Origin of the sequence: Pseudomonas sp. S32 (genome assembly GCF_016648095.1) — a bacterium.
Lineage (GTDB): Bacteria > Pseudomonadota > Gammaproteobacteria > Pseudomonadales > Pseudomonadaceae > Aquipseudomonas > Aquipseudomonas parafulva.
Genome location: NZ_JACVVF010000010.1, coordinates 63,084 through 81,937, shown reverse-complemented (window position 1 = coordinate 81,937; position 18,854 = coordinate 63,084). Strand labels below are relative to the sequence as shown.

15 protein-coding genes and 1 tRNA gene are annotated in these 18,854 nt (G+C 60.3%); 14 read left to right on the top strand and 2 right to left on the bottom strand.

Translation table 11 applies throughout. The features are described from left to right. The first annotated feature begins 7 nt into the window (after positions 1 to 7). The 13 genes from IAE38_RS07935 (at position 8) to IAE38_RS07875 (ending at position 15,232) form a co-directional block, all read left to right on the top strand. On the top strand, positions 8 to 883 hold the full coding sequence (locus IAE38_RS07935; RefSeq protein ID WP_201162789.1) for an iron-containing redox enzyme family protein: 876 nt from the start codon (positions 8 to 10) through the stop codon (positions 881 to 883). Further along, positions 880 to 2,112: an ATP-grasp domain-containing protein gene (locus IAE38_RS07930; protein ID WP_201162790.1), complete on the top strand. Its 1,233-nt coding sequence runs from the start codon at positions 880 to 882 to the stop codon at positions 2,110 to 2,112. Before IAE38_RS07935 ends, IAE38_RS07930 begins: the two co-directional genes overlap by 4 nt. 40 nt (positions 2,113 to 2,152) lie before the next feature. Beyond that, positions 2,153 to 3,403 (top strand): cation:proton antiporter, encoded by a 1,251-nt coding sequence (locus IAE38_RS07925; protein ID WP_201216935.1) that lies wholly within the window; start codon positions 2,153 to 2,155, stop codon positions 3,401 to 3,403. A 66-nt stretch (positions 3,404 to 3,469) separates the two neighbouring features. Next, positions 3,470 to 4,339: a DMT family transporter gene (locus tag IAE38_RS07920; protein ID WP_201162792.1), complete on the top strand. Its 870-nt coding sequence runs from the start codon at positions 3,470 to 3,472 to the stop codon at positions 4,337 to 4,339. A gap of 85 nt (positions 4,340 to 4,424) precedes the next feature. Then, positions 4,425 to 5,405 carry a LysR family transcriptional regulator gene (locus IAE38_RS07915; protein WP_201162793.1) on the top strand — a complete coding sequence of 327 codons (981 nt, stop codon included), beginning with the start codon at positions 4,425 to 4,427 and terminating at the stop codon, positions 5,403 to 5,405. 2 nt (positions 5,406 to 5,407) lie between these two features. Beyond that, positions 5,408 to 5,617, top strand: a complete 210-nt coding sequence (locus tag IAE38_RS07910; RefSeq protein WP_201162794.1) for a rubredoxin — start codon at positions 5,408 to 5,410, stop codon at positions 5,615 to 5,617. Between the two features lie 426 nt (positions 5,618 to 6,043). Then, on the top strand, positions 6,044 to 9,112 hold the full coding sequence (gene fdnG, locus IAE38_RS07905) for a formate dehydrogenase-N subunit alpha (RefSeq protein ID WP_201162795.1): 3,069 nt from the start codon (positions 6,044 to 6,046) through the stop codon (positions 9,110 to 9,112). Beyond that, the gene (gene fdxH / locus IAE38_RS07900; RefSeq protein WP_201216933.1) at positions 9,112 to 10,062 is read left to right on the top strand and encodes a formate dehydrogenase subunit beta; all 951 of its coding nucleotides are present in this window, start codon (positions 9,112 to 9,114) and stop codon (positions 10,060 to 10,062) included. Before fdnG ends, fdxH begins: the two co-directional genes overlap by 1 nt. Beyond that, positions 10,059 to 10,715: a formate dehydrogenase subunit gamma gene (locus tag IAE38_RS07895; protein ID WP_201162797.1), complete on the top strand. Its 657-nt coding sequence runs from the start codon at positions 10,059 to 10,061 to the stop codon at positions 10,713 to 10,715. The genes fdxH and IAE38_RS07895 overlap by 4 nt, the downstream gene beginning before the upstream one ends. A gap of 4 nt (positions 10,716 to 10,719) precedes the next feature. Beyond that, entirely contained in the window at positions 10,720 to 11,646 is a 927-nt protein-coding gene (gene fdhE / locus IAE38_RS07890) for a formate dehydrogenase accessory protein FdhE (protein WP_201216930.1), read from the top strand. A gap of 137 nt (positions 11,647 to 11,783) precedes the next feature. Beyond that, complete coding sequence (gene selA / locus IAE38_RS07885) at positions 11,784 to 13,211, top strand: L-seryl-tRNA(Sec) selenium transferase (protein WP_201216927.1); 1,428 nt, start codon at positions 11,784 to 11,786, stop codon at positions 13,209 to 13,211. After that, positions 13,208 to 15,130 carry a selenocysteine-specific translation elongation factor gene (selB, locus tag IAE38_RS07880; protein WP_201216952.1) on the top strand — a complete coding sequence of 641 codons (1,923 nt, stop codon included), beginning with the start codon at positions 13,208 to 13,210 and terminating at the stop codon, positions 15,128 to 15,130. The genes selA and selB overlap by 4 nt, the downstream gene beginning before the upstream one ends. Positions 15,131 to 15,136: 6 nt before the next feature. Next, positions 15,137 to 15,232, top strand: a tRNA-Sec gene (locus IAE38_RS07875). Positions 15,233 to 15,235: 3 nt separating this feature from the next. On the opposite strand, the gene IAE38_RS07870 is transcribed toward IAE38_RS07875, so the two are convergent. After that, on the bottom strand, positions 15,236 to 16,222 hold the full coding sequence (locus tag IAE38_RS07870) for an asparaginase (protein WP_201216924.1): 987 nt from the start codon (positions 16,220 to 16,222) through the stop codon (positions 15,236 to 15,238). 72 nt (positions 16,223 to 16,294) lie between these two features. Then, positions 16,295 to 17,737: an alanine/glycine:cation symporter family protein gene (locus IAE38_RS07865; RefSeq protein WP_060482347.1), complete on the bottom strand. Its 1,443-nt coding sequence runs from the start codon at positions 17,735 to 17,737 to the stop codon at positions 16,295 to 16,297. 178 nt (positions 17,738 to 17,915) lie between these two features. On the opposite strand from IAE38_RS07865, the gene IAE38_RS07860 reads away from it, so the two are divergent. Beyond that, complete coding sequence (locus IAE38_RS07860; RefSeq protein WP_201216921.1) at positions 17,916 to 18,725, top strand: helix-turn-helix domain-containing protein; 810 nt, start codon at positions 17,916 to 17,918, stop codon at positions 18,723 to 18,725. Positions 18,726 to 18,854 lie beyond the last annotated feature (129 nt).

The following is an 18,854-nucleotide window of genomic DNA, read 5'->3' as shown; positions in this document are numbered from 1 at the left end:
AAGAAATATGACTCAAATGGATCGAAATATACAACAGCAACTAGCAGACTATTATCGCTGTTTTCTCGGAGATCCTGCACAGCTTGTGGCCGCACGACGATCAGTCAGGTTATCCCGGGATGCAGTGGAATGTTTTGAGGATGAATGGATTGCTGCCGAAGAGTGCCGTATTGATCTCCGGGAACTGCCATCAACGCAAAGGGCGTTTCTGCAGTGGTATTTGGTATACGAGACGAGGATCAATGAGGATATTCGCTTCTTTATCGATTTCATACGCCACGACGCAAGTGCGGAGCAGATAGCTTATTATATCTGTATGGAAGAAATGGTGGACGGTTCTTTTGATGACCTCATGGCAATGGCCCAACTTGGAATGCCTATTCGTTGCAAGATGGTTGCCGGGGAAAACTACTGGGATGAAATGGGGAATGGGGATTTTGCCGCCGTGCATAGCACGATGTTCCGGACTTCATCCAACTACATGCGTGACCTGCTGAGGAAGTCAGGAATCAGTCTAGATGCTTCCCCTCTTGAATGCTTGATGAACGGCAACATTCTGCTGATGTGGGCAGTACGTCGTGAATACAATATGCGCCTTATCGGAGCAATGGGATTGGTAGAGGGATCTGCGCCGGTGCGTTTTGGGGCCACTACCGCGGGGATGGAGCGTCTGGGCCTGCCGAAGGACGTAATTGCTTATCACAAGGCTCACATCGGTATTGACACCCGACACAGTGCATCTTGGTACGAAACGGTGCTGCAGCACTATTCAGCTTGTGGCGAGGATGTGGTGCGTGAGCTCTCGCTGGGCGTAATGACTCGCTACAACATCGCGCTGCGTTATTACCATTACATGTACAAAGCGATGCGGAGTCTGACATGAGTATTCAGCGAAAGACGGTAGTGGTCGTTGATCCGATCAGTTCAGGCCGACGATATGGACAGGATATCCGTCGTAAGGGATATCACGCAATGGCGCTGGTCACCTGTAGTCGATTTCCAGGGCGCCTTCAGAGGTTGCATTCTGTTAGTGAATTTGACGAGGTAGTGCATATTGAAAGCCTGGAGCAAGCGAAAGCGTGTATGGCCGACAAGGCAGTGATTGCAGTTATCCCAGGCTCCGATTCAGCATTGCGTATCTGTGACCGGTTAGCCGCTCATTTTGGGGTGGTCGGCAATCCGCTAGAAACGTGCATGGCGAGGTTGAACAAGTTTGAAATGAAGCGTCGTTTGCACCAGGAAGGTGTTCCGGTCACTTCTTCGCTCAGGCTGTCCATGGATGTTTTGATCAACGGGCATAATCCAGTTATTGCTTTCCCTGTTGTTGTGAAGCCGAGCCAGGGCACGGGCGCGAAGAATGTTAAGGTCTGTCATTCCAATCGTGATCTCTACAAGGCCATCTCTACCATTGAAAGCAATGGCGAGACCAGCTGGGAGGAGGAGAAACATACCCTGGTAGAGGCTTTTGTGGAGGGTCCTGAGTACTTCATCGTTACAGCAAATCTTGGAGCGGCAGGGCGGCAAATACTCTGCTTTGCCGAGTACGAAAAAATCCAAATTGATGGGTACCCTAGTATTTATCGCACTATTCGATCCCTTTCGCCCATAAGCGTCCAGGCGCAACAGGCTTTTACCTACGTAATGCAGGTCAACTCAGCCATTGAAGCCAACTTCGGCATCAACGATGTCGAGTTCAAGTTCAATTCAGCAGGTCATTTCATCATCGAGCAAAACGGGCGCATGCCTGGAGCAAATGTGCCCTCCTTAATAGAGCTGTGCACAGGGCTGAACTGCTACGACCTAAATATAGATATCCACCTAGGCCAAGCGCCGCTCAACTTGCCGGTGCCCTGCTACAACAAGCACTTCTGCATCTGTTGTCTGATCTCTGAACAAAGCGGTGCCGTTACAGGGTTTGAGGGCGTAACGCTGATTGAGCAGCTTGAGTCGTTCCATGAGCTTAGTTTTCTTGTGGAGGTGGGTGAGGTTATAGAGGTGACGCGAGACTTTCTGTCGTCCTGGGGCGTTGTCTACCTCATTCATGAGGATTGCGAGGTACTTCGCAGGGAGGCCGAGATCGTTCATGAGCGCCTGAAGCTTAGGCTTGCATAGTGTCAGTCATCACTGACAAGTCGAGACGGAGGGAGGGTTAATGTCAAATTGGATAGCGGTGATATGTTTGATCTTGCTTGCCTGTGCGATCTGCGGGCGTGTTGCAGCGATGTTTGGTCAGAGTCGAGTGGTTGGGGAAATTATCGCCGGTGTCTTGCTAGGGCCTGCCGTGTTAGGTGCAGGGTTTCCCACAGTATCTTCGGTGGTGTTGGCGCCCGACTCTATGGAGGTGGTGCGGGCGCTTGGTGAACTTGGATTGATCATACTGATGGTCGAAGTGCCCTGGCATACCAACGGTTGTGGGCTGCGGCAGGGAGAGCGGCGTGCTTCCTTCTTGATCGCAGCTCTCGGAATAGCCCTGTCTTTTACTCTAGGGTGCCTCATTGGGGGTTGGTCGAAGGCGTCGATCGCCCCGGCCGAGCCGTATTGGTCCTACGTTGTGTTTAGTGGCATCGCGATGTCTGTCACTGCGTTGCCTGTGTTGGTGAGGATTATCCAAGAGCATAGGGGCATGGATGGACCGGTTGGCAAATTGGCACTATCAGCGGCGGTACACACCGATGTGTTTGCTTGGTGTGCTTTGGCGTTGGTGTTAACGCTGCAGCTAGGGGGAGCTGCCAGTATCTTCGAAAGCCTGCTCAGGCTCGCCGGTCTTGCGGTCTATGCCGCGATGACCCTCTTGGTGCTTCGTCCATGGCTGAAAAAGCATACCCGCATTACGTTTTTGGGGGAGCGGTCCCGCGTTACGATTGCGCTTCTATACTGTCTGGCTTCGGCGCAGCTCACCGCCATGCTCGGTTTTCATGAGGCGATTGGCGCACTTATGGCGGCGTACGTTTTTCACGACTACTGCTCAATGGAGCAGGCATGGCGTCGATGGATCGGGAGGTTCGGGCATCTCTTTCTTACGCCGATCTTTTTTGCAGGCTCTGGCATCCAGGTTTCCCTAAATTCGTTCAGTGAGCCAAGTCTCTGGTTATGGCTGCTGATGTATTTGCTAGCGGGGACCCTCGGCAAGGTGTTGGGTTCGTATACTGGGGCCCGATTGTCAGGTTTGACTCCAATTCATTCGCTGGAAGTTGGTGTTTTGATGAATACCAAAGGCCTTGTGGAATTGGTGATACTCGGTGTAGGACTACAGGCTGGTGTCTTGTCTGAAAGTTCTTACAGTATATTCTTGCTGCTTGCCATTGTTTCTACGATATTAACTAATCCGTTAATGGCGCTGCTAGGCTGGTGGGCTTACAGAAATGCGTCAGTCTGTAAGGATTCGACCAAAATAGGTGTTTGATTTCTGACATAATCCCGATTACTGTCTAGCGCGGTGCAGGAAAAATCATAATAAAGGACCGTTATTTTGGACGTACTAATGGGGTTGTCGGCTGCGGTGTTCTGGGGGGCTACAGACTTTTTGGTCGGCGTGAACGCAAGATCTGTAGGAGTCAGGCGAGCGGTCTTTTGCGGTCAGCTATTAGGGCTGCTGTTGATGGTCATGATTATTCTAGTTGCAGCCTCTGAGTGGCGTAAGTTCACCTCTGCGCCTTGGTTTGCAATAGAGATGGGGTTAATCGCCTCTCTATGTACCGTAACGGGTGCGCTGGCGCTTTCAAAAGCTTTCGCTATTGGCAAGACTGCTGTTGTGGCACCACTCGTTACTTCGTATGGTGTTTTTACCACGCTGTTGGCGTGGCTAGGTGGTGACGCACTCTCCGCCTGGCAGGTGAGTGGTATTCTTGTCTGCTTCTTGGGAGTGGTATTGGCCAGCTGCAGCGATACGGGCATCCGCCTAGATCGCAAGGCCACGAGTGCGGTCTCTGTGGCGTTTGCCTTGTTGGCTGCCCTGCTTTACGGCATCAGCTTCTGGATTCAGGGCAAATTCGCCTTGCCGGTGCTGGGGCCGGTAAACATGCTAGCGCTTGGTTATGCGGTGGGGGTGTTGTTCCTGATCCCTGAAGGCTCAAGATTTCTGCGGGATCATAGGTCGATAACGCTTCAGACCTACGGTTCTCTATGCGGAGCCAGCCTTTTCAATTTGGGAGGGTTTGCTGCGTTCTCTTGGGGTGCACTGAATGGCTCGGTTTCCGTTGTCACCGTTATCAGCACTCTCTCAGGTGGTGTTGCCGCGGTCTTGGGATACTTTTTTTTTCGTGAACGATTGTCAGTCGTCCAGATCAGCGGTGTCAGCTTGGTACTGCTTGGGGCTTTGCTCCTGCACCTCTATGGATGACTTTCTCGGTAAAAAACAAAATTTCTTAGGGCTTTTGCCAATGGCGTAACTCTTCGCTGTAGGCTAGTAGAGACGAGTGCTCATAATGGACTATCAAAGCTATCTTGCGAAAAGTCAGGTTGATATGTTGCCGTGCATGGCCGCGTTTGCGGTGGTGGTTGAAGCAGGAAGTTTTGTAGACGCGTCTACCCGGCTAGGCTTGACCGCGTCCGCAGTCAGCAAGCAAGTATCGAAGCTCGAAAATGCGTTGTCGATCCGGTTGCTTGAGCGAAGCACGCGGCAGCTGAGAGTTAGTGCTGAGGGAGCGCAAGTCTACTCGCACTGCAAGGAACTGCTTGAGTCATCGGCCAATGTGTTTCGATTCAAGGAGCAGTTTCTCGAAACGCCGCAAGGGCTTATTCGTGTCGTGGTTCCGCGCTCGTTGTATTCTATGTGCCATCAACTTGTTCCTGAGTTTCTTCAGCGTTACCCTGGGTTAAATGTTCAACTTATTTCGAAGGATGGGGCGGTAGACTTCATCGGCGAGGGCGTTGACGTTGTTATACGAGTCACCGATAGTCCGCCGTTGGAGTTGGTGGCACGCAAGTTGTTTCCTGTCGAATTTATTGTCTGTGCATCGGGCAGCTACCTTGAAAAACATGGCAACCCCATTCACCCCTCAATATTGACGGAACACAGTTGCATCTCGTTATCAGAGGTTGCCGAGAAGAAGAGTTGGAAATTCACTTCGGCAGAGGGAGGCTGCGAAGTCTGTGTCTCAGGTCGCTACGTTTCGGACAGTCTGGAAGCCGTCTTAAATGCCACTGTCTCGGGGCTGGGAATTTCCTGCTTACCTGTCAGGCTGGCTGCCGAATCGATTGCGTCCAATACACTGGTGGAAGTTTTGCCTGAATGGAAATACGCGGGTCCATTACAGGGAATGGCATGGATTCTCTACCAGCCAGGACGGCATGCATCACAGAGGGTGAAGGTGATGGTCGAATATCTAGTCGGCGCGTTACGCCGGACTGGCGGGGTGGATGGTTGGATAAATCAGGCGCCGCAAATAGATCGGATAAGGAGCTAGAGATGCCGACCCTTCGTACTGAATACTACTGTGATAAATGTTGGTATGTTTACGATCCCTCACAGGGTGACACCGAGCATGGCGTTGAGCCAGGTACCGCGTTCATTGATATTCCACGGGAATGGAAGTGCCCCGATTGCGGACTAGGCAAAGAGGCCTTCGTCCCGCGGAAGGATGAGAGATTGACGGGCGAAGCAATAACACGTTTCTAGAGAAACGCGCCAATGTTGAGTTTGTCAGCGAAACCGGTGCTCATACGCTAAGGCGTTGGTGGTGAGTGCAGCACTGCACCTTGCTGCTCAACAACCCAGCCGAGACTCCGGCAGATGCAGCAGCTGGAGAACTCGGTCACGGCACGCCCCAGTTCCTGGCGGCTGAGTAACGCCAGGTACGTGCGTCTGCAACAGCTGGCGTTGCTGTGCCAGCCCACTCGCTATTGTCGCTCAAGACACCATCCTCCCCAACCAAGCCTACAAGCGCCTATCGAAAAGGCTCCTACCTGCCCATCCCACCACCAGCCCTATCGCACTTCAGAGATTGTTCGCTAGTCTATGGGTATGCGGCTTTGCCAAGCCGTTACCGTGAAGTCTAGAGACGCCGGGTACGCCCAAGCGTCCAAACCTGATCAGGAGTGCACGATGGATCTCAACCGTCGGCAATTCTTCAAGGTCGCCGCCGTCGGCCTTGGAGGCTCGAGTCTCGCGGCGTTGGGTATGGCCCCGACGCCTGCGTTTGCCGAGCAGGTGCGTCATTTCAAACTGACGCACACCAAAGAAACCCGTAACACCTGCCCCTACTGTTCGGTCGGCTGCGGCCTGATCATGTACAGCCAGGGTGATGCGGGCAAGAACGTCAAGCAGAGCATCATCCACATCGAAGGCGATGCCGATCACCCGGTAAACCGCGGCACCCTGTGCCCCAAAGGCGCGGGCCTGCTGGACTTCATCCACAGCGAGAGCCGTCTCAAGTACCCCGAGGTCCGCAAGCCGGGCAGCAATGAATGGGTACGGGTCAGCTGGGATGAAGCGCTCGACCGGGTCGCTGGCCTGATGAAAGAAGACCGCGACGCCAACTTCATCGAAAAGAACGCCCAGGGGCAAACGGTCAACCGTTGGCTAACCACCGGCTTTCTCGCTGCATCGGCCGCCTCCAGCGAGGCTGGCTACCTGACCCACAAGGTCGTCCGCGCAACAGGCATGTTGGGGTTCGATAACCAAGCACGTGTCTGACATGGCCCGACGGTGGCAAGTCTTGCCCCGACGTACGGCCGTGGCGCCATGACCAACCATTGGTCGGATATCGCCAACGCGAATCTGGTCCTGGTGATGGGTGGCAACGCAGCAGAAGCGCATCCTTGCGGCTTCAAATGGGTGACCGAGGCCAAAGCGCACAACAAGGCGCGGCTGATCGTGGTCGACCCAAGGTTTACCCGTACCGCTTCGGTAGCCGATTACTATGCGCCGATCCGTACCGGTACCGACATCGCGTTCATGGGCGGGTTGATCAACTACCTGCTTAGCAACGACAAGATTCAGCACGAGTACGTGCGCAACTACACCGACGTGTCGTTCATCGTCAAAGATACCTATGGCTTCGAAGACGGGCTGTTCAGCGGCTACGACGAAAGCAAGCGTATCTATGCCGACAAATCCGGCTGGGGTTACGAACTGGGTGACGACGGTTTTGCCAAGGTCGACCCGACCCTGCAGCACCCACGTTGCGTGTTCCAGCTGATGAAGCAGCACTACAGCCGCTACACCCCTGAACTGGCGAGCATGACCTGTGGCATGCCCCAGGACGCGATGATGAAGGTATGGGAAGAAATTGCCACGTGCTCGGCACCCGGCAAGACCATGACCATCCTCTACGCATTGGGCTGGACGCAGCATTCGATTGGTGCGCAGATCATCCGCAGTGCGGCCATGGTGCAACTGCTGCTGGGTAACGTGGGCATGCCGGGGGGCGGGGTCAACGCGCTGCGTGGCCACTCCAACATCCAGGGGCTGACTGACCTGGGGCTGCTGTCCAACTCGCTGCCCGGTTACCTCACCCTGGCTGGCGATGCCGAACAGGACTACACCGCGTACATCGACAAGCGCGCGTCCAAGCCGCTGCGCCCTGGGCAACTGTCGTACTGGCAGAACTACGGCAAATTCCACGTCAGCCTGATGAAGGCCTGGTATGGCCCGAATGCCACCGCCGAGAACAACTGGGGCTACGACTGGCTGCCCAAGCTCGACGTGCCGGCCTACGACGTGCTGCGCATGTTCGAGATGATGAGCCAGGGCAAGGTCAACGGCTACATGTGCCAGGGCTTCAACCCGATCGCCGCGCTGCCGGACAAGAACCGCGTCACCGCCGCACTGGCCAAGCTCAAGTGGCTGGTAGTGATGGACCCGCTGGCGACCGAGACGTCCGAGTTCTGGCGCAACGCGGGGCCGTACAATGACGTGGACACGGCCAACATCCAGACCGAAGTGATCCGCCTGCCCACCACCTGCTTCGCCGAGGAAGACGGCTCGCTGGTCAACAGCAGCCGCTGGTTGCAGTGGCACTGGAAAGGCGCCGATGGCCCGGGCGAAACCCGCACCGATGTGCAGATCATGAGCGAGCTGTTCCTGCGCATGCGCCAGCGGTACCAGAAAGAGGGCGGGGCTTACCCCGACCCGCTGCTGAACATCCACTGGCCGTACAAGATCGCCGATGAACCCTCCCCCGAGGAACTGGCCAAGGAGATGAACGGCTGGGCAGTAACGGACCTTACCGACCCGACCGGCGCCGCCATCAAGGCTGGCCAGCAGCTCTCTGGTTTCGGCCAGCTCAAGGACGACGGCAGTACTGCGTCCGGCTGCTGGATCTTCGCCGGGTGCTGGACCGAGCAGGGCAACCAGATGGCTCGCCGCGACAACAGCGACCCCTACGGTATGCATCAGGTGCAGAACTGGGCGTGGGCGTGGCCTGCCAACCGCCGCATCCTCTATAACCGCGCCTCCAGCGACCCGCAGGGCAAGCCTTGGGATCCGGAGAAAAAGCGCCTGGTGTGGTGGAATGGCAAGGCCTGGGGCGGTACTGACGTGCCGGACTTCAAGGTGGACTCGCCGCCGGAGGCGGGCATGAACCCGTTCATCATGAACCCCGAGGGCGTGGCGCGTTTCTTTGCCATCGACAAGATGGCCGAAGGGCCGTTCCCTGAGCACTATGAACCGTTCGAGACGCCCATTGGCATCAACCCGCTGCACCCGAACAACAAGAAGGTGATCAGCAACCCTGCCGGGCGCATCTTCGATTCGGTGTGGGAAACCCTCGGTACCCACGACGAGTTCCCGTATGCGGCCACCACCTACCGGCTGACCGAGCACTTCCACTTCTGGAGCAAGCATTGCCGGCTCAACGCTATTGCCCAGCCCGAGCAGTTTGTCGAGATTGGCGAAGTACTGGCTAACGAGAAGGGCATCAAGGCCGGCGACCGGGTACGGGTGTCGAGCAAGCGCGGGCATATCGACGCGGTGGCGGTGGTGACCAAGCGGATACGCCCGTTGCAGGTGAACAACCAGACCGTGCACCAGATCGGTATCCCGTTGCACTGGGGCTTCACCGGGGCGACCCGCCACGGGTACCTGACCAACACCTTGGTGCCGTTCCTGGGCGATGGTAATACCCAGACACCAGAGTCCAAGTCGTTCCTCGTCAAAGTGGAGAAACTCTGATGGCCAGCCAAGACATCATTGCCCGCTCGGCCACCACCACCGTGCCGCCTTCGGTGCGCCAGCAGGAGCAGGTCGCCAAGCTGATCGACACCACCAAGTGCATCGGCTGCAAGGCCTGCCAGGTGGCGTGCTCGGAGTGGAACGAGCTGCGCGACGAGGTGGGGCACAACCACGGCACCTACGACAACCCCCAGGACCTCAGTGCCGAAACCTGGACGTTGATGCGCTTCACCGAGCATGAGCGCGACGATGGCAACCTGGAGTGGCTGATCCGCAAGGATGGCTGCATGCACTGTGCAGAGCCAGGCTGCCTGAAGGCGTGCCCCAGCCCGGGGGCGATCATCAAGCACGCCAACGGTATCGTCGACTTCAACCAGGACCATTGCATTGGCTGCGGCTACTGCATCACTGGCTGCCCGTTCAACATCCCGCGCATCTCGCAGAAGGACCACAAGGCCTACAAGTGCACCCTGTGTTCGGACCGCGTGAGCGTAGGGCTGGAACCTGCCTGCGTGAAAACATGCCCGACCGGTGCAATCGTGTTTGGCACCAAGGACGAGATGAAGGTGCATGCCGACGAGCGCATCGTCGACCTGAAGTCACGGGGTTACGACAAGGCCGGGCTGTACGACCCGGATGGCGTCGGCGGTACCCATGTGATGTACGTGCTGCACCACGCCGATACGCCCAAGCTGTATGCCGGCCTGCCGGACCAGCCGGTGATCAGCCCGCTGGTAGGGCTGTGGAAGGGCTTCACCAAGCCATTGGCACTGTTGGTCATGGGGGCTGCGGTGCTGGCCGGGTTCTTCCACTACGTGCGCATCGGGCCTCAGCGGGTGGAGGAGGATGAACACCCGACCCCGCCTGATGACAGCGTGCATCAGGTGGACCCGGCAGTGCATGTGTACGACCCGACCAAGCCCGGTGGGCAAGGGGAGCAGCGGCCATGAACCACAACAAACCCATCCTGCGCTACAACGCCAACGAGCGCACCAACCACTGGGTGGTGGCGATCCTGTTCTTCATGGCCGGGCTGTCCGGGCTGGCGCTGTTCCACCCGGCGCTGTTCTGGCTCAGCAACCTGTTCGGCGGGGGGCCGTGGACGCGTATCCTGCACCCGTTCCTGGGCGTCGCGATGTTCGTGTTCTTCCTTGGCCTGGTGATTCGCTTCTGGCGCGCCAACTTCATCACCGCCAACGACCGGCTGTGGTTGCGGCGCGTGGACCGGGTGATGCGCAACCAGGAGGATGGCGTGCCCCCGATCGGCAAGTACAACGCCGGCCAGAAGCTGCTGTTCTGGACGCTGCTGGTGTGCATGTTGATTCTGTTGGTCAGTGGCGTGGTGATCTGGCGTGCCTACTTCAGCCAGTATTTCGGCATTGGCGCCATACGCCTGGCTACCTTGCTGCATGCCCTGGCGGCCTTCGTGCTGGTGCTCAGCATCATCGTGCACATCTACGCAGGCATCTGGATCAAGGGCTCGATTGGCGCCATGCTGCACGGCTGGGTAAGCCGCGCCTGGGCGCGCAAGCACCACGAGTTGTGGTACCGCGAAGTGACGGGTGACAAGACGCCGTCCGATCACCGCAGAAAAGAAGGATGAACGCTTGAGCAGCATACTCGAACCCGGGCAGATCGAAGCGTCGGCGGTCATGCCGCCGTTTCTGCACGTGCCGCCGGCCAACCTGTTCGCCTTGCGCGCCGCCCGCCTGGAGCGCCTGGCTGAAGGCAACCCGCTGCGCCGCTACCTGCTGTTGGTGGCACGGCTGTGCCGCATTCAGCAGCAGCTTGTGGACAACCCACCCTCTGCATTGCCTGTTGCCGAGGACCGTCAGCGCTTGTGTATAAGCCACGGCCTGCCGCCCTTGGCGGCTGATAGCCTGGTCCGCGAAGGGGCATGGCTGGCATGGTTACAGGCGCTGTTGGGCCACTTCGATGAGCCTGCCGATAGCCCGCTGGGTGCAGCGGTGCAGCTGCTGCGCAGCAGTGATGACAACCAGCGCAAGGGCTGGGGCATCGCCTTGCTCTCGGGGCAGTACGATGCCGTGCCGGCGGCCTTGGTTCCGTTCATGGGGGCTGCCGTGCAAGCGGCGTGGTCCAGCTGGTTGCTGGCGTTGCCCGGCACCGAGCTCAAGCCTGCCGCCAGCCTGGCCCAGTGCCCGGCCTGTGGCTCGCCGGCCATGGCTGGGGTGGTGCGCAACCGCGGCAAGCACAATGGCCTGCGCTACCTGGCCTGCTCGCTGTGTGCCTGTGAATGGCACGTGGTGCGCGTCAAATGCGTTTATTGCGAGTCGAGCAAGGGCCTGCGCTACACCACCCTCGACGACGACCGCCACGCCCCGGGCAAGGCGCCGTTGCGCGCGGAGTGCTGCCCAGGCTGCAACAGTTACCTCAAACAGCATTACCTGGAAAACGACGCGGCGGCTGAGCCACTGGCTGACGACCTGGCAACGCTGGCGCTGGACATGTGCCTGGACCAGGAAGGCTTCCATCGCCTGGCGCCGAACCTGATGCTTGCCCCAGGTCAGGGGTAGAGTGTCTACACTGTAAGACCGAGTCGCCTGCATCGTCGGCAAGCCGGCTCCCACAGGGGTACAGAAAACGCCTGTGGGGCCGGCTTGCCGGCGACAAAGGCCAGTACCGCAAACGGACCAGCCCAGGGTAGTACCGCATGTCCCTCAGCTTAGCCAGCGACACCCCACGCCTGCCTTCCATCGATACACTGCTGCGTCACCCCGCCTGCCACCCGCTGATCGACCGCCACGGCCGCGACGCCGTCCTGGCCACCTTGCGGCAACTGCTCGACGACCTGCGCGAGCCGGCCCGCGCTGGCGAACTCAGCGCCCCCGAGCTGGCTGGCGAAGTGCTGCTGGGCCGTGCCGGCGAGCGGCTGGCCATCCAGCAACGCAGCCAGGTTCGCCGGGTGTTCAACCTCACAGGCACCGTGCTGCACACCAACCTCGGCCGGGCGTTGCTGCCTGAAGAGGCCATCGAGGCCATGCACACCGCGGCGCGCTACCCGCTGAACCTGGAGTTCGACCTGGCCACTGGCAAGCGCGGCGACCGTGATGACCTGATCGAGGGGCTGGTGCGCGAGCTGACCGGTGCCGAAGCCGTCACGGTGGTCAACAACAACGCGGCGGCGGTCATGCTGGCCCTGAACAGCCTGGGCGCGCGCAAGGAAGGCATTATCTCCCGGGGTGAACTGATCGAGATTGGTGGCGCCTTCCGCATCCCCGACATCATGGTCCGTGCCGGGGTCAAGCTGCACGAAATCGGTACCACCAACCGTACCCACGCCCGCGACTACGAGGCCGCTATCGGCCCGCGTACCGGTTTGCTGATGCGCGTGCATTGCAGCAACTACAGCATCCAGGGCTTCACGCACCAGGTGCCTACCGCAGAGCTGGCGCGCATCGCCCGTCAGCACCAACTGCCACTGCTCGAAGACCTGGGCAGCGGTAGCCTGCTGGACCTCACGCGCTGGGGCTTGCCGGCCGAGCCCACCGTTCGCCAGGCCCTGGCTGACGGCGCTGATATCGTTACCTTCAGTGGTGACAAACTGCTGGGCGGGCCACAAGCCGGCATTATCGTCGGCCGCAAGGACCTGATCGCCCGTATCAAGAAAAACCCGCTCAAGCGTGCCCTGCGTGTCGACAAGATCACCCTTGCCGCGCTCGAAGCAGTGCTGGCGCTGTACCGCAACCCCGACCGGTTGGCCGAACGCCTGCCCAGCCTGCAGTTGCTTACCCGTAGCCAGGCGGATATCCAGGCGCAGGCCGAACGCCTGGCACCCGAGCTGAAGGCCCGCCTGGGTGAACAGTGGGCCGTGAGCGTGCAACCTGCCTTGGGCATGATCGGCAGTGGCAGCCAGCCTGTGGCACGCCTGCCCAGCGCCGCGTTGTGCGTGCGCCCGCTGGTGCCCAAGCGGTTGCGCGGGCGCAGCCTGCATGCGCTGGAGCGTGCACTGCGCGAGCTGCCAGTGCCGGTCATTGGCCGCATTGACGATGACGCCTTGTGGCTCGACCTGCGCCAACTGGACGACGAGCCCCAGTGGCTGGCGCAGTTGCCCGGCCTGCACGTGGGGCCGGTGCAGTGATCGTTGGCACAGCCGGCCACATCGACCATGGCAAGACTGCCTTGCTGCAGGCGCTCACCGGCCAGGCCGGCGACCATCGCCAGGAAGAACGGGCACGGGGGATGACCATCGACCTCGGCTACCGCTATGCGGCGCTGGCGGAGGGCGCGCCGCTGACGGGCTTTATCGACGTGCCGGGTCACGAGCGTTTCATCCACAACATGCTGGCCGGTGCCCACGGCATCGACCTGGTGCTGTTGGTGGTGGCGGCAGACGACGGGGTAATGCCGCAGACCCGCGAGCACCTGGCGATCATCCAGCTGCTGGGCATCCCCCAGGCCCTGGTGGCGATCAGCAAAAGTGACCGTGTCGAACCTGAGCGCCTGGCGCAGGTGCAGCAGCAGGTCGGCGAGCTGCTGGCGCCAGGGCCCTATGCCGGCGCGCAGCAGTTTGCAGTGTCGAGTATCACCGGGGCAGGGGTGGAGGCGCTGCGTCAGGCCTTGGTGATGGCGGGGCGTGATGTACAACGCCGCAGTGTGGCCGGCGGTTTTCGCCTGGCGGTAGACCGCGCCTTCGCCGTCACCGGTGCCGGTGTGGTGGTAACCGGTACCGCATTGGCCGGGCAGGTAAGGGCTGGCGATACGCTGTTGCTGGGCAAGGCCGGCAAACCGGTACGCGTGCGCGGTTTACACGCGCAGAACCAGCCAGCGCTGGTGGCAGAAGCGGGGCAGCGGGTGGCGCTGAATATCGCTGCCGAGCGCCTGGCGGTGGAGCACGTGCGCCGGGGCGACTGGCTAGTGCCCCAGTGGCTGCATGCGCCCAGCGTAAGGGTAGACATCGAGCTGCACTTGCTACCGGGCGAGGGGCGGGTATTCGAACATTTCAATGCTGTGCACGTGCACCTGGGCACTCAGGATGTAACTGCCAGGGTTGCCCTGCTGGAAGGGCCAAGCCTTGCCCCAGGCCAGCGCATGTTCGCCCAGTTGCTGCTGAACGCCCCCCTGCAGGCCGTGCACGGCGACCGCCTGGTGCTACGTGACCAGCGCGCCCAGCACACCCTGGGCGGGGGCAGGGTGCTCGACCCGTTCGCGCCCAGCCGGCAGCGCCGCAGTGAACAGCGCCTGCAACAGTTGCAAGTGCTGCGTGATGCGCCAGGGCTCGAGCAGGCGCTGCCAGGGCTGCTGGCCAGTGCCGCCGGTGGCATCGACCCCCAGCGCCTGGAGCGGCAATTCAATCGCCTGCGCAATACCTGGGCATTACCCGAGGATGTCCAGGTGATCGCCACACGGCAGGGGCAGTTGTTGTTCGCCAACGCCCAATGGCAGGCACTGCGGCAAGAACTGCTCAGTCAGCTGGCGCTGTTTCACGTACAGGAGCCCGACCAGCTTGGCCCCGACCGCGACCGGTTAAGGCGCTTTGCAGCCATGCCCCTTGAGCGCCCGGCCTTCGTCAGCCTGGTGGATGAGCTATTGGCGCAGGGCGCCTTGGCCAGCAGCGGGGCCTGGCTGCACCTGCCGGATCACAAGGTTCAGCTGAGCGATGCAGACACGGCGTTATGGGCGCGCTTGCAGCCCCGGCTGCTGGCAGGGCTGTACGACCCGCCCTGGGTCAGAACACTGGCGAGTGAAGAAAACTGCGCCGAAGCCGACGTTCGCCTGCTGCTGCGCAAGCTGGCCCGGTTAGGGCTGGTGCACCAGGTAGTGCGTGACCTGTTCTACCCGCAAGCCACGCTGGAGCGCATGGCAGAGCTGTTGCAGAGCCACATCGATGCCACGCCGGTAGTGCAGGTTGCGGCGTTTCGCGATATGTTGGGCATCGGTCGCAAGCGCAGTGTGCAGATTCTGGAGTATTTCGACCGTATCGGCCTGACCCGCAGGGTGGCCGACCAGCGCCACATTCGCGCTGACAGCGCCCTGGCCCAGCAGCAGGCCAGGCACTGACTCAAAGGAAGGCAATCGCGCCCGGTGGCGCGGCCGGGCTTCAAACCCGGTTGGGGACGGCATCCGTTCCCGGGCAGGTTCGACTCCCGCTGCCTTCCGCCACTTCTACCGCTCCCCGCACAGCTCCAGGGCAAACCACTGCTCGGCCTCGTCGACGTTCAGGCCAGCGCCCAGCAGTGCGAACATCTTGGCCAGCGCAGCTTCGCGGGTCATGCCGCCGCCACTCACCAGCCCCGTACCACGCAGGCGATTACCCGCGGCGTAGGTGTCGAACACCACATCGCCTTCCGGGCACTGGCTGATGGCTGCCAGCAGCACGCCGCGCTGGCGCGCTTCACGCAAGGTGTCCAGTAGTGCCTGGTCATCCGACGGCCCGGTGCCGCTGCCGTAGCATTCCAGCAGAACGCCTTGCACGCCGCTGGCCAGCAACCCCTGCACGTGAGCGGCCTGCAGGCCTGGGAACACCGGTACCACCGCCAGGTTGACCGGCTGGCGAGGGTGGCGATAGGTCAATGCAGCGGGCAGTTCTGCTGCGCGCTCGCTGTGGCGATGACGGGGCAGCGCGGCGAACGCATCGAAGGCCTCGCTGCGCAGCTTCGAAGCGTGGCAACCGTGCAGCAGGCGGCCATGGAAGTAGAGCTGTACGCCGGCTTCAACGCCCTGTTCGAACTGTTGCAACGCACCGCACAGGTTACCCCAGGCATCACTGCCGGGGGCGCCTGCTGGCAGCATCGAGCCGGTCAGCAGCACCGGCACCGGCAGGCCCAGCAGCAGGAACGACAGCGCCGCAGCACTGTAGGCCAGGGTATCGGTGCCATGCAGCACCAACACACCATCATGGCCGGCCACTTCCACCGCCTGCACGATGGCATCGCGCATGGCCAGCCAGTTGTGTTGCTGCATGTTGGCGCTGTCGAGCAGCGGGTTCAGCTCCTGCAAGGTCCATTGGACCTTGGGCGCGTCGGCCATCAGGGCGAAGTGGTCACGCATGCGGGCATCGAAACCGCCAGCGGGGGCCAGGCCCTCGGGGGTTTCAAGCATGCCGATGGTGCCACCGGTGTAGAGCACGAGGAGGTTCTTGACTGCACGCATGGAGAGCATCCGTAGCGGTGAGCGGAGAAAGAAAAGCCGCCCGCGAACGGGGCGGCTTGGCACGGCAGGGTATCAGCGCTGCAGTTCGGCCTGGCCGACTGCTTTGTCAGAAGCTGTGTCCACCTGCGGGTTGGCAGGCCATGCGTTGCGGTCCAGGTCCAGGTCGGCGAACTTGGCCGAGTCGAACACTGGCTGCTTGATACCCGCCTTGCGCTGGGTATCGTAGTCGCGCATTACGCGCAGGCCGACCTTGAACAGCAGGGCCAGGGCCATCAGGTTGACGAAGGCCAGGCAGGTCATGGTGATGTCGGCGAAGGCAAACACGGTCGACAGGTCCTGCATCGAACCCCATACCACCAGGGCCAGTACCAGTACCCGGAATACCATCAGCACTGCGCGGTTGCGGCTCAGGAACTGCAGGCTGTTTTCGCCCAGGTAGTAGTTGTAGAGGATGCAGGTGAACACGAACAGCGACAGCGCCACGCTGACGAAGATGCGGCCCCAGTCACCGACCACGGCGGCCAGCGAGTTCTGGGTCAGCACGATACCGTCACCTTCGAAGCCCGGGGTGTAGAAACCCGACAGCAGAATCAGCAGGGCGGTGCAGGTGCAGATCACGAAGGTATCGAGGAACACGCTGAACGCCTGTACCACGCCTTGCGCACCTGGGTGCTTGACGGCAGCCACAGCGGCCACGTTAGGCGCACTGCCCAGGCCCGCCTCGTTGGCGAACACGCCGCGCTTCACGCCCATGACGATGGCGCTGCCCAGCAGGCCGCCAAAGGCAGGGTCGAGGCCGAAGGCGCTCTTGAAGATGGTTTCGAGCATGGCGGGCACGTGTTCGATCTGGGTGCCGATCACGTACAGGGTCACGCCGATGTAGGCCAGGGTCTTGATCGGTACCAGCAGGTCGGACACCGCCGCGATGCGCTTGATGCCACCGATGAAGGTGATGGCCAGCAGCACCGCCAGCACGATACCGGTGTGGCGCGGATCGAAGTTGAAGGCGTTCTGCAGCGAGTGGGTCACGGTGTACGACTGCAGCCCGATGAAGGCGAAGCCGTAGGTGACCAGCAGCAGGATCGAGAACACGATCGCCATGCCCTTGTATTTCAGACCATGCTGGATGTAGTAGGCCGGGCCACCGCGGTACAGGCCATCGCCATCGGCGCGCTTGTACACCTGGGCCAGGGTACATTCGAAGAAGCTGCTGGACATGCCCACCAGCGCGGTCACCCACATCCAGAACACGGCACCAGGGCCGCCCAGGGTTACAGCGATACCAACACCTGCAATGTTACCGGCGCCAACGCGGCCGGCGAGGCTCAGCATCAGGGCCTGGAAGGAGCTCAGTTGGCCTGCCTGGCCACGCAGCGATTCCTTGAACACACCGAACATGTGTGCAAAGTGGCGGAACTGGACGAATCGGGAACGGATGGTGAAGTAGCTACCCAGCCCCACGATCAGCACGATGAGAAGTTTCCCCGAGAGGAAATCGTTGATTACTTCGAGCATTGGAAAATGACCTCGATTCTTATTCTTCGTGTGGAAAGACCAGCGGACGGCAGGCGCACCGCTATTCGTTGGGGCGCATGGTTGGCCATGACAAGAGTGGTTACAATTTCGCGGGTTGCTCACACTTGATGCGACTTGATGCTACAATTGAGCCATTCGCGTCATCCGGGTTTTGCACATGAGCGATCATTTCGCTACCAATTTGAAGCTGGCTTGCAGCCACTACCGCTCTATTTCCGAAGTTTGCCGGCAGCTGTCGATCAATCGGGCCCAGTTCAACAAATACCTGAGCGGGCAGAGCCGTCCGACGGCTTACAACCTCAAGCGCATCGGTGACTTCTTCGGGGTCGAGGATTACGAGCTCAACCTGCCTGCCGAGCAGTTCTCACGCCTGATCGGTGCGCGTGTCTCAACCGTCGCCGAGCAACCTGACGACCCGATCAGCGAGTTGTTCCGGCCGCTGCATGAACACGCTGGCAACCTGTCGCGCTATTGCGGTTACTACTTCGAGTATTCCAACTGCATGTCGGTGCCGGGCACCATCCTGGTGTCGTTGGTGCACCTGTGGGAGGAGCGCGGGCGCTTTCTGTTCGAACGCCAGGAACGCCAGGAGCGCTCCACCGCCACCGACCAGCACGCCGAAGTGCGCTGCCGCTACCTGGGCGCCGCGTTCCAGTTGCAGGACCGGGTGTTTCTCATCGACTACGAGTCGCTGACCTACAACGAGATGAGCCAGACCATACTGATTCCCAGTTTCAAGAGCCGCATCACGCGCCTCAATGGGCTGAAGTCGGGCGTGTCCAGCGGAGACCGCCGCAACCCTGCGTGTACGCGGGTGGTGTGGGAGTATCTAGGGCAGGAGATCAATCGCATCAACGCCTATCGCCAGGTCAAACTGTACCGCCCGGACGACCCCCGTATAGATGACGATGTTCGGGAGCGGCTGAGTGTCGGCCCTCTGCGTAACAGTCTGTTTGAAATCGAGTAAACGGCCATCTGTACAGCGCGTTCTGTAGAGGTAAGTACAGCGGCCTAACGCTTGACAGAGCCTGTGGTTGGACTTCCCAGCCCGGAAACCGCAAAATGGCCGCTTTCCTTTACTAACCTCTCCGGATCT